We start from the raw sequence: 11,287 nt of genomic DNA, 5'->3' as shown, positions 1-11,287 counted from the left end.
GTATTAGCGAATATCCGTGATGTTTTTATGTTTGATGAGAGGGTAAAAGGAATAGCCGAAGACCTGTTACTTTTGTTACTTTTTAATGAAGGAGATTCGTACCACTTAGCATTGCAAAATAATTCTTAATTATTCATTCTTAATTATTCATTGTTTCCCGTTACTTCTGTTACCTTTTAACTATATATTGTGAATATAGGTTAAATTTAAGCGGTCTTTGATATATTGATTATTAAATATGAGTTATCCGTTATACCGGAAGGTGTTACTTTTTTTAGGTTTGTCGTATGGGGTAGTATTGCGACTGCTTTCTGTGGAAGGGACAGACATGATATTTGTTACCTTTGTTACTTTTTAAAAAGAATAGGTAGAAACTTATTGTGTGAAAATCAAAAAAGGCTACCCAATATTTGAGTAACCTTTTTAATTCACCTAAAAACCTAAATTAAAACCTATGTAGTTATTGTATTTCTATCTTTTTTACCTTCTCTTCGATAGCCTTATCTTGTTTCGGTAGTGTAATTTGCAGAATTCCATCTTTTTGTACGGCTGAAATATTATCAGTGTCTATATCTTCCGGAATAGTGAAGCTACGAGTAAAAGAAGATTTTTTGAATTCACGGCGAAGTACTTTTTCGTTTTCGTCTTTTTCTTCATTTTTCACTTCATTCTGAGCCGAAATTTTAAGCACATCTTTTTCTATTTCTATTTTAATGTCATCTTTGTCAAATCCCGGAACAGATAATTCAATGTTGAAAGCCTTTTCGTTTTCCGAAATATTAGTAGCCGGAAGATATGCACTTCCCAAGCTATTCAATACTTCATCATTGAAGTAATTAGAAAAGAATGTAGGGAAAAAACTTCCGTTTCTGTCGTACCTTCTAAGTTGATTTCTCATAATGTAGTCCTCCTTAAATTTATTTTAGTTTAGTCTTTATGTTATACATTTTTGTATCTGTAAAGTATATTGCAAAAAGTATGCAAAATGACTTAATGGCAGTTGTTGTCTGTGCTAAAATATTTTAAAAACTCAAATTATGATGATAAATATTTGTTTTATAATGTTTTGTTTTAGTATTTGAGTTTGACTGTTATTGTTTTTTTTATGACATAATGTCGTTTTTTTATTGAACATAATACAAAGGGGAGGCCTAAGGCTTACTGTTTCTTACATAAAAGTAATTGTATTTACTCTTTTATTTATTTGGGTCACCAAGTCTTCTATCCAATATTTGTATTCGTTTATAGGTCTCTCAGACTTTCGTTACATATTAACTTTATATGTAAGGTTAATATATGTAAAAAGGACACTACTCAAAACTTTTCCGATTTAATTATTGTTTATATACAAGCAAGAAAAACAGCTCATTCGGGAATTTTTATTTCAAGTTTCATTTTACAGATTACGACAAATTTTTAAGAGAAAAAAGCAAAATAATGATTAAACGATTATTTTTAACATGCATTGTTCTTGCATTTGTGAATATAGTACACGCCCAAGAAGAACGGAAGCAGGCTTATTTACCTACCTTTGCTTTGAAGACAAATGCCTTGTACTGGGCTACAACTACTCCGAACCTGAGTGTTGAATTCGGCTTATCCACTAAATTTACATTAGATATATCCGGTAATTATAATCCGTGGACGTTTTCCGATGATAAAAAACTAAAACATTGGCTTGTTCAACCTGAATTAAGATATTGGCCTTGCGAACGCTTCAATGGTCATTTCTTTGGTTTACATGGACACTATGGTGAGTATAGCGTAGGCGGTATTAAACAACTAGGATTAAAAGAATATCGCTACGAGGGTAACCTTTGGGGTGGGGGCATTTCGTACGGATACCATTGGATACTGAGTAATCATTGGAGTATAGAAGCTACTATAGGAGTCGGTTATGCCCATCTGGACTACGAAAAATATAAGTGTGAAAAGTGTGGGACAAAAATAAAAGATGATACGAGAGATTACTGGGGCCCTACAAAAGCCGGCTTAAGTATAATTTACGTTATCAAATAAAAGTAAAAGGAATGAAAAAGATATTTAATATCAGCATAATTTTTTTGTTGTCCGTATTGGCTATGCCCCTTATGGCACAACAGATCTATAATGGACAAATAAATATAGCTTCGGGAGAAATGACCCGCGAAGGTGATTTTCTGTATGTACATATGATCGTAGATATGTCGGATTTGAAACTGGATAAGAGCCGTTCTCTTACTCTAACTCCAATATTGACTAATGGTAGCCACGACATGGAATTGCCGGATATATTAATAAACGGTACTGCACGTCACAAGGCCTATCTGAGGTCGCAGGCTCTGGAAGGTGACCAGAATGTGAATAAGTCGTCTTATAGTGTAGTAAAACTGGATAAGAAGTCGAAAGGTCAGTTGCATTACAAACAAACAATCCCTTACGAAAAGTGGATGGATACGGCTCATCTGGATATAAAAGAAGACCTTTGCGGATGTGGTGGGCATGAGCAGGAGGTAGCCGTGGAGCAGGTAATAGAAAATGTGCCGCAGCTGCCGGTTACTCCATATGTAATGGTGCCTCAGCTGGCTTATATACAGCCTAAAGTAGAAGATGTGAAATTGCGTAAAGAACAGTGGGAGACATATTTAGACTTTCCGGTAAATAAAACCAATATACTGCCCGGTTATATGGGAAACCCTGTCGAATTATCTAAAATAGAGGAAATGCTTAAGGCTGTGAAAGCAGATAATAATTTGACTGTTACACGTATTCATATTATCGGATATGCTTCGCCCGAAGGTCTTATTGCAAATAATGAGAAATTGTCGCAAGGCAGAGCCGAATCATTTAAAGCATATCTGACCTCGAAACTCGATTATCCTGCCGATATGTACAAAGTGGAGTATGGTGGAGAAAACTGGTCGGGATTGCTTGCTGCCCTTGAGGCCTCGAATATGAAGGATAAAGACGCTGTGATAGATATAATAAGAAATACCGGAGAGCTGGCAACCCGAAAAACGAAACTGAAAAGCTTGGATAATGGAGAACCTTATCAGCAGATGCTGAAAGAAATATACCCTAAACTGCGTAAGGTCGAATCTCATGCTTTTTATAATGTGAAAGGATTTGATGTTGCTGAAGCGAAAGAAATAATAAAAACACGTCCACAACAGTTGAGCCTCGAAGAAATGTTTCGTATTGCGAATTCTTATCAGGCAGGTGGTAACGATTTCATAGATGTATTTGAAACAGCTGTAAGGATGTTCCCTGACGATGAAGTTGCTAATCTGAATGCTGCGGCTGCGGCTCTGTCGGCAAATAACCTTACCAATGCAGAGAAATATCTGAAGAGGTCGAATGTGAGTTCACCGGAATATGCGAATAATATAGGTGTGCTGTATCTTTTAAGTGGTGATATGGATAAGGCAAAAGCTCAGTTTAGTAAGGCTGCCGGAAGTGGTATAGAGGCAGCAAGATATAATTTAAAAGAAGTGGAAAAGAAAATCGAATATGATGCTCAGATTAAATAATCAGGTTAGTTTTTTAAATTAGTTATCAATAGTAAGACAGGATTCGGATGGTAAGTTCGAATCCTGCTTCATTCTATTGAGTAATAAGGATTCTATTTTCTTCACTGGGTATAATGTATTTTAATCAGGAAAAATTTCAGCATTTATTAATCTTTACCTATTTTCGCTAGTGCTTGCTTTAATGTAAGATTACTAATTAAAATCTATATATTATGCTGAAACATTTACTTTTGCCAATCCTAGCACTGCTTCTACCCATTTTATCCCTAACTGCACAAGAGCCAAAGGAGATAGTTTTGAAAACGGATGTATCTGAAGCAACGGTTTTTATAAATGGAGCACAGGTCTTAAGAAAAAAAACTGTTGACTTATTGCCGGGCAAGACCAAAATAAGGTTTACAAATCTTTCTCCCTACATTGACGCTAAAAGTGTACAGGTCAAAATGGATGGTGAAGTGATGGTTGTATCTGTAAATCATCAATCGAGTTTTCTCGATAGTTTGAAGAAGCCTGTTGTACCAAAAACTGCCGACCAGCAGGTAAAGGATATAGATGATAAGCTGGCTTCGGAGCAAATTTCTAGAGCAGTAATTCAGGATGAATTGAAATTTTTGGAAGAAAACAAGAAAATTGGCGGCACCAATACAGGTGTGAGTCTGCTGACATTAAAGGAGACCGCAAATTACTACAGGGAACGCATGACGGCCCTAAAAGTAAAAGACCTTGAAATATCAAATCGTATTAAAATGCTGGAAGCCGAAAAAAGAGCAATTCTCAGTGAGGGCAAACAAGATGGAAACACAACTAAACGCACGCCTATGGGGGAAGTTGTGGTGGAAGTGGATTGCAAAAGAGCCACCAGAGCTAATATGGAACTTATGTATTATGTCAGAAATGCAGGCTGGTATCCGACATATGACGTGCGGGCTATCAGTATAGACAAACCGATACAACTGATTTATAAGGCGAATATACATCAGAATACACAAGAAGAATGGAAAGACGTGAGGTTGAAAATATCATCGGCCGATCCGAATCAGGGAAATATAGCACCTAAACTTAAAACGTATTTCCTGAATTATTATACAGCTCCCCCGCGTTACGATACCCAGGTCGATAATAATCAGGTAAGCGGTGTTGTGTTTGAAAATTCGGGCGAGCCTCTTGTCGGAGTAACTGTCGTAGTGAAAGGTACGACTATAGGTACGGTAACAGATCTTGACGGTCGTTTTTCGCTTGCAATTCCTCAAAATGGCAAAGAATTAGTATTCTCATTTGTAGGTATGGTGTCGCAGACGCTACCTATCACAGGGTCAAGTATGCATATATATATGCAGGAAGATTCCAAAATGTTGGAGGAGGTAGTGGTCGTTGGTTATGGAACAGTGAAGAAGGAACTTGCAGGTGCTGTGGCAGGAGTTCAGGTTCAGAAATCAAAATCCGCTCCTCCTGCCGCTCCGGCATTTGAAAGAAAAGATGTAGCAATGCCGACCGCTCAGGTAGAAAATCAGACAGCGGTTGAATTCGAAATTAAGATACCTTATACAATTAAATCGGACAATAAAAATACGATTGTAGAGGTAGATCGTTATGAACTGCCTGCCGATTATGAATATTTCGCAATCCCTAAAATTAATAAAGATGCTTTTCTTCTTGCAAATATTACCGACTGGGAAAAGTATAACTTATTAGAAGGTGAAGCCAATATTTTCTTTGAGAATACCTATATAGGCAAGACGATACTTGATACACGTTATGTCTCGGATACCTTAAGTATATCCCTTGGACGCGACAAGAACATTCTGGTCAGCCGCGATAAGGTAAAGGACTTTAATACGAAGAAATTTTTAGGTTCAAAGAAGGAAGATACACGGGCTTGGAAGATTAGTGTAAGGAATAACAAGAGCCAGCCCATCAATTTTGTTATACTCGACCAGATACCCGTATCCACTACCACAGAGATAGAAGTTAATGCAGAGAATTTATCGGGTGCGGATCTGAATACCGATACAGGGGAGGTGAAGTGGAAAATGGAATTGAACCCGTCAGCAAAAAAAGAACTGGAACTCAAATATAAAGTGAAGTATCCAAAAGACCGGAATCTAACAATAGAATAATTACTTAACAGTAAAAGACAAATGCTACAAATGAAAAGCCATCTCAATACAAGGAGATGGCTTTTTATTCTAAGAAGATTGAATAATTATAATCAATGTGCGCTTTCGAACTGTTCTAAGAAACGTTTGTCATTCTCAGAGAACATGCGTAGGTCTTTTACCCTGTATTTGAGATTGGTAATACGTTCTATACCCATTCCTAAGGCATAACCGGTATATACTTTGCTGTCAATGCCGCAGTTTTCCAATACATTCGGGTCTACCATACCACAACCTAATATTTCTACCCAGCCTGTATGTTTGCAGAACGGACAACCTTTGCCTCCACAGATATTACATGATATATCCATTTCTGCACTAGGCTCTGTGAAAGGGAAGTAAGAAGGACGCAGGCGAATTTTAGTATCCGCGCCGAACATTTCTTTAGCAAAAAACAATAATGCTTGTTTAAGATCGGCAAATGACACATTTTTGTCAATATAAAGAGCTTCTACCTGATGGAAGAAACAATGTGCGCGGTATGAAATAGCCTCGTTGCGATATACACGTCCGGGACAGATGATACGGATGGGAGGTTGTTGTTTCTCCATCACACGGGTTTGCACGGACGATGTATGCGTACGGAGCACTATTTCGGGGCTGCGTGCAATGAAGAATGTATCCTGCATGTCACGTGCCGGATGGTCTTCGGCAAAGTTGAGGGATGAGAATACATGCCAGTCATCCTCTATTTCCGGTCCTTCGGCAATAGAAAATCCGAGACGGCGAAATATATCACAGATTTCTTTCTTAACAATTGATAAGGGATGACGGGTACCTAATGCTATTGGAGCCGCAGTGCGGGTAAGGTCTATAGAAGAATCGCCCGTTTGTGAGTTTTCGAGTGAATCTTTCAACTGGTTGATTTTCTCCTGCGCTTTTTCTTTCAGCTCGTTGAGTCTCATTCCTACCTCACGTTTCTGCTCGGCAGCAACGTTGCGAAAATCGTTCATCAACATTGAAACTTCACCTTTCTTACTCAGATACTTAATGCGCAGAGCTTCTATTTCCTCTGCCTTAGCGGCTTTCAGGTTATCTATTTCAGACAACAGCTGGTTAATTTTGTCAATCATATCTAGTTTTCGTATTTTCTAAGAAACGAGTACAAAAATACATTTTTCTTTCTTTATATCCGATAGATGCATTGCATTTTTAAGGCAAACTCACGAAATAGGCCACGTTTCAGTTAACAGTATTCTCTCGCAAAGACGCTAAGGCGCAAAATTCAGGTCATTACTTATAATTTACAGCCATATTTATATCTATTAACTATGGATTGTTAAAACCTGACACTTCTGACACTTTTTCATTATTTTTTCACCTGTAATATTTGCGTTAATTAACAATGTCTAATTAAAAGGTAACAAAAGTAACGGAAAACAATTGATAATTAAGAATGAACAATTAATAATTATTTTGTCATGCTAAATGGTGCGAAGCATCTCCTTCATTAAAAGGTAACAAAGGTAACACTATTTACAGTTAACAGTAAACAGTTAGCAGTAAACAGAAATGCAGGTCTTTCAACCTATTACTTAAAACTTACTACTTACTACTTACCACTTATTCCAATATTTCAAAGAACTGTAAGCTAACAGCTAAGGGTTATCGGCTCTAATTACATAGATAAACTTTTTCAGAAAAAACTAAATACTGTGCGGTTTTCCTGATATATTTCTGCTGATATAGCTCTTGACCTGACCAAATAAAAAAGGATGCCTCAAAAGACATCCTTTTCATATAACACTGTATTATATTTTTACTTAGTTACAGCTGTAAACACGACTACACGATTCCATTGGTCGGTAGGGAACAATTGTTCTTTGTCGCCACTGGCTTTTGTTGTGATACGGCTAGGAGCAATATCGTATTTGTCGATCAGTACTTTTGCTACTGCTTCGGCACGTTGTTCAGACAGCCTTTGGTTGATTGCAGCTGTACCGGTGCTCTTATCAGCATAACCTGTAACTACCACGTTAACACTAGGATTGTCTTTCAAATAGCGGGCAGCATTGAAGATATTGATATCCTGGTTTTGCTCAAGTTTAGCGCTACCAATGCGGAATACCACAACAGCATTCATCAATACTTCTGTCTGTTCTTTAATTTCTTTAGTTTCCTGTACTATTACCTGAGGTTCAGGTTTGTTAGCCAATTCTGTTTTCAGTCTGCTGATTTCAGAATCTTTGTTACCAAGTAAAGCTCTCTGATCATTTATTTGGTTATTCAAACGTTGTAGTTCTGCAGGGTCTGCTGCATCTACAATTTTGAAGCCGCCTTTCGATAATTTAAAAGAAACTCCCAGTAATGCATTTACTGTACCATCATAGTGTGAACCTTGTTCACGACCGTTAAAATCGTCACGCATAAGGTTACCTGCAACTTCCAGGTTGATACTTGCTATTTCGCTTACACGGAAATCAGCTTGCAAACCTGCACGTGGTACAATGCTATTTACAGTATGGATACCATTTTCAGAATCTTTGAATACATGTACATAACCAAGACCGGCAAAACCAATCAGATTGAACATTCTGTCTTCTTTGTAAGGAAGTACCAAATTGGTAAGGTTAAGTAATCCATCAGCATTGATTTGGAAATACTTCGATTTGTATGTACCATCTGTATTATTCAATTTATAATAGTTTTTGGATTCCCATCCGCCAACTTGTAGACGTGCACCTGTTTTCGGTGAAAAATATTTACCAAGAGATACTGCAGCATATGGAGTTACAACATCTCCGAAAGATGCATCTTTGTGATACTCACTGATTGTGTAGGATGCGCCGCCTTGTAATTGTAGAAACCAATTATCGCCAAATTTTGACGGAACAATAGCTTTTTCTTGTGCCAGTGCAGGAGCTGCAGATATAGCAACTGCTGCGATAGTTAAAAGAACCTTTTTCATTTTCTAAAATTTTGTTACTGTTTTATTTAAACGAATGTGAATATCACATTGTTCAAATGCAAAAGTAGAATAAATTGTTAACAAAATAATTTGTTAATTAATAAATATAAAAATCAACAGGCTAAACGCCTAGTTGACAGCAAAGAGGAAAGAATCTTAAAAAAGAGGCAAATTGATAAATTTTAATGACAATTTGATTTTTTATTTCTAAAATCATTTTTTTTTGTTACTTTTAAATGCCAAAAACATCTGTTGGTAACATCCTTTCTAGGAACAGAGAAAATATACACAAAAAATAGATTATTATAAATATATGGCGCATCTTCCAGATTTTATAAGTGACTTGGCTATAATACTTATTACAGCCGGGTTTATAACCATTGTATTTAAATGGTTGAAACAACCTGTTGTACTCGGGTACATTGTTGCAGGATTCATTGCGAGTCTTCATTTCAAAAAATTTATAGAAGACCTGGTTGTAAAAGTAACCGACATCCCCGAAGGGCAGGTTGCCGATGTGTTTAAGGTATTGCCGGAAATATCCGATATGGCTAATGTTAGCATCTGGGCTGAAATCGGGGTCATATTTCTTCTATTTGCGCTAGGGCTGGAATTCAGTTTCAAGAAACTGATAGATGTGGGGGGAAAGGCCTCGATAGCTACGCTCATCAATTTGGGATCGATGATAATAATCGGTTATCTGGCTGGTGAGCTATTTATTGTCAATCTTATCGATGACTGGACCTCAATGGATAGTATTTATCTCGGCTGTATGTTGTCCATGTCCTCCACTACTATTATTATAAAGGCATTTAACGATATGGGGCTGCAAAAGAAAAAGTTTGCAGGCATAGTATTCGGGATGCTTATCGTAGAAGATATTGCAGCCATTGTAATGATGGTATTGCTTACCACATTTGCTTCCAGCCAGCATTTCGAGAGCGGCGAAGTCGCAAATAGTGTGGTTAAACTGGTCTTCTTTATGCTTATCTGGTTTGTGGTGGGTATTTATATGATACCTACAATGCTAAAGAAACTGAAAAAATACCTGAATGACGAAACATTGCTTATTGTTGCTGTTGGTCTTTGCCTGGGCATGGTACTGTTTGCTACTAGTGTCGGTTTCTCTGCTGCCTTGGGCGCATTTATTATGGGATCAATTTTGGCCGAAACAATCGAGTCTAAACATATAGAACATCTTATCGAACCACTGAAGAACCTGTTTGGAGCCGTTTTCTTTGTATCGGTAGGTATGATGATAGATCCGGCTGTGATCGGAGAATATGCCGTGCTTATTCTGATACTGACATTAGTTATCCTTATCGGACGTACTATTTTTGCTACTGTCGGAGTATTGGCATCGGGGGAAGGCCTGAAGGTAGCCTTACAATCGGGTTTCAGTCTGGCTCAGATCGGTGAGTTTTCATTCATTATTGCTTCTCTGGGAATGGGACTGGGGGTTATTACCGAAACGCTTTACCCTATCATTGTTGCCGTATCGGTGATAACTACATTTACAACCCCATATTGTATCAAGGGAGCTGAACCTGCTTATAATTGGCTCGAAAAACGCATTCCTAAGAAATGGGATAAACTGATAGAGGGGTATGGTATGTCAAGCTATAATACCGTTAATAAACAAAACGACTGGAAGAAATTACTTCAAAGCATACTCAAATTAGTTGCTATATATACGACTATTTCTATTGCAATACTTCTTGTATTTCAGAATTTTATAAATCCATATATCGTTGAATATGTACCTGGAAGTATCTGGGGGAATATATTGGCGGCGGTGATTACCCTTACGCTGATGGCCCCATTCCTGCGTGCTGTCATGATGAAGAAAAACCGTTCGGAAGAATTCAAGAATCTGTGGAGAGACAACCGTTTCAACAGAGGGGCATTAATTTCTCTTATCGCTTTCCGCATCGTTATCTGTGTTGCATTGGTACTGATGGTTCTGATCCCGTTATTCCCAAGGCTGACAATACTGATGGTGATAATATCACTGGCTGTAGTTACATTGATTGTATTTTCTCAGGGATTCAAGAAGCAGTCGCGAAAAATAGAGGCTCGTTTCCTTGAGAATCTGAATCTGAAGCAAAAATACGATGAGAAAAAAGCGGCATTTCTACCTACAGTAGCTAATGATCTGCGTTCCAAGAGTATACATGTCGAAGAATTTGAAATCTCCCAATCGTCACCTAGTATAGGAAAGACATTGCGTGAACTTAATTTCAGGCAAAAGACGGGTGTGAATATTGTAACAATAATACGTGGAAGTAAAAAAATAAATATTCCTGATGGGAACGAACGTCTCTATCCCTTCGATAAGCTTGTAGTTTCAGGCTCTGATGAAGAGATGCAGACTTTGGCTCAATATCTTCACGATAAGCGGGAGCAGGCCTCGCAAATGGAAGAAGAAGCCCAACACCATGTGAGTTTGTCGCAATTCCTTGTGGAGCCGGATTCTCCGCTCGTGGGTAAGACCATAGCTAATGCCGCTATACGTGAGAAAACCGAATGTATGGTTATTGGCATAGACCGGAATGATGAATCTATTATACAGTTTACTCCTAACTTTATGTTTGAAGAAGGGGATATCATATGGCTTGCCGGAGAGAAGGAGAAACTGAATTCTTTTGAAGAAAATATTGATGATTTACAACCAATTATACCTTAATAGACTTCTTTAATCGTGGAATATAAAT

The 11,287-nt window shown here is 37.6% G+C and carries 7 protein-coding genes; 4 read left to right on the top strand and 3 right to left on the bottom strand.

Translation table 11 applies throughout. The features are described from left to right. Nucleotides 1-460: 460 nt before the first annotated feature. Complete coding sequence (locus tag HMPREF9455_RS08905) at nucleotides 461-898, bottom strand: Hsp20/alpha crystallin family protein (protein ID WP_006799324.1); 438 nt, start codon at nucleotides 896-898, stop codon at nucleotides 461-463. A gap of 539 nt (nucleotides 899-1,437) precedes the next feature. On the opposite strand from HMPREF9455_RS08905, the gene HMPREF9455_RS08900 reads away from it, so the two are divergent. From HMPREF9455_RS08900 to HMPREF9455_RS08890, 3 genes are all read left to right on the top strand, one after another. Continuing rightward, nucleotides 1,438-2,019: a DUF3575 domain-containing protein gene (locus HMPREF9455_RS08900; protein ID WP_006799323.1), complete on the top strand. Its 582-nt coding sequence runs from the start codon at nucleotides 1,438-1,440 to the stop codon at nucleotides 2,017-2,019. An 11-nt stretch (nucleotides 2,020-2,030) separates the two neighbouring features. Further along, entirely contained in the window at nucleotides 2,031-3,509 is a 1,479-nt protein-coding gene (locus tag HMPREF9455_RS08895; RefSeq protein ID WP_006799322.1) for a DUF3868 domain-containing protein, read from the top strand. Between the two features lie 212 nt (nucleotides 3,510-3,721). Continuing rightward, a complete protein-coding gene (locus HMPREF9455_RS08890) occupies nucleotides 3,722-5,626 on the top strand; it encodes a DUF4139 domain-containing protein (RefSeq protein ID WP_006799321.1) in 1,905 nt (634 codons plus the stop codon). Between the two features lie 92 nt (nucleotides 5,627-5,718). Here HMPREF9455_RS08890 and pheS read toward each other — a convergent pair whose 3' ends face one another. Together pheS and HMPREF9455_RS08880 are read right to left on the bottom strand one after the other, a co-directional pair. Next, on the bottom strand, nucleotides 5,719-6,738 hold the full coding sequence (gene pheS / locus HMPREF9455_RS08885; protein WP_006799320.1) for a phenylalanine--tRNA ligase subunit alpha: 1,020 nt from the start codon (nucleotides 6,736-6,738) through the stop codon (nucleotides 5,719-5,721). 686 nt (nucleotides 6,739-7,424) lie between these two features. Beyond that, nucleotides 7,425-8,573, bottom strand: a complete 1,149-nt coding sequence (locus tag HMPREF9455_RS08880; RefSeq protein ID WP_006799319.1) for an OmpA family protein — start codon at nucleotides 8,571-8,573, stop codon at nucleotides 7,425-7,427. Nucleotides 8,574-8,886: 313 nt separating this feature from the next. On the opposite strand from HMPREF9455_RS08880, the gene HMPREF9455_RS08875 reads away from it, so the two are divergent. Further along, a complete protein-coding gene (locus HMPREF9455_RS08875) occupies nucleotides 8,887-11,259 on the top strand; it encodes a monovalent cation:proton antiporter family protein (RefSeq protein WP_006799318.1) in 2,373 nt (790 codons plus the stop codon). Nucleotides 11,260-11,287 lie beyond the last annotated feature (28 nt).

The organism is Dysgonomonas gadei ATCC BAA-286, from assembly GCF_000213555.1.
Classification (GTDB): Bacteria; Bacteroidota; Bacteroidia; order Bacteroidales; family Dysgonomonadaceae; genus Dysgonomonas; species Dysgonomonas gadei.
The sequence above is the reverse complement of the archived record's forward strand: the minus strand, read 5'-3'. Positions and strand labels throughout refer to the sequence as shown.

Bases quoted from the DNA above. Each gene is read 5' to 3' on its own strand.
- HMPREF9455_RS08905 (WP_006799324.1), bottom strand. From the start codon at position 898: ATGAGAAATCAACTTAGAAGGTACGACAGAAACGGAAGTTTTTTCCCT.
- HMPREF9455_RS08900 (WP_006799323.1), top strand. From the start codon at position 1,438: ATGATTAAACGATTATTTTTAACATGCATTGTTCTTGCATTTGTGAAT.
- HMPREF9455_RS08895 (WP_006799322.1), top strand. From the start codon at position 2,031: ATGAAAAAGATATTTAATATCAGCATAATTTTTTTGTTGTCCGTATTG.
- HMPREF9455_RS08890 (WP_006799321.1), top strand. From the start codon at position 3,722: ATGCTGAAACATTTACTTTTGCCAATCCTAGCACTGCTTCTACCCATT.
- pheS (WP_006799320.1), bottom strand. From the start codon at position 6,738: ATGATTGACAAAATTAACCAGCTGTTGTCTGAAATAGATAACCTGAAA.
- HMPREF9455_RS08880 (WP_006799319.1), bottom strand. From the start codon at position 8,573: ATGAAAAAGGTTCTTTTAACTATCGCAGCAGTTGCTATATCTGCAGCT.
- HMPREF9455_RS08875 (WP_006799318.1), top strand. From the start codon at position 8,887: ATGGCGCATCTTCCAGATTTTATAAGTGACTTGGCTATAATACTTATT.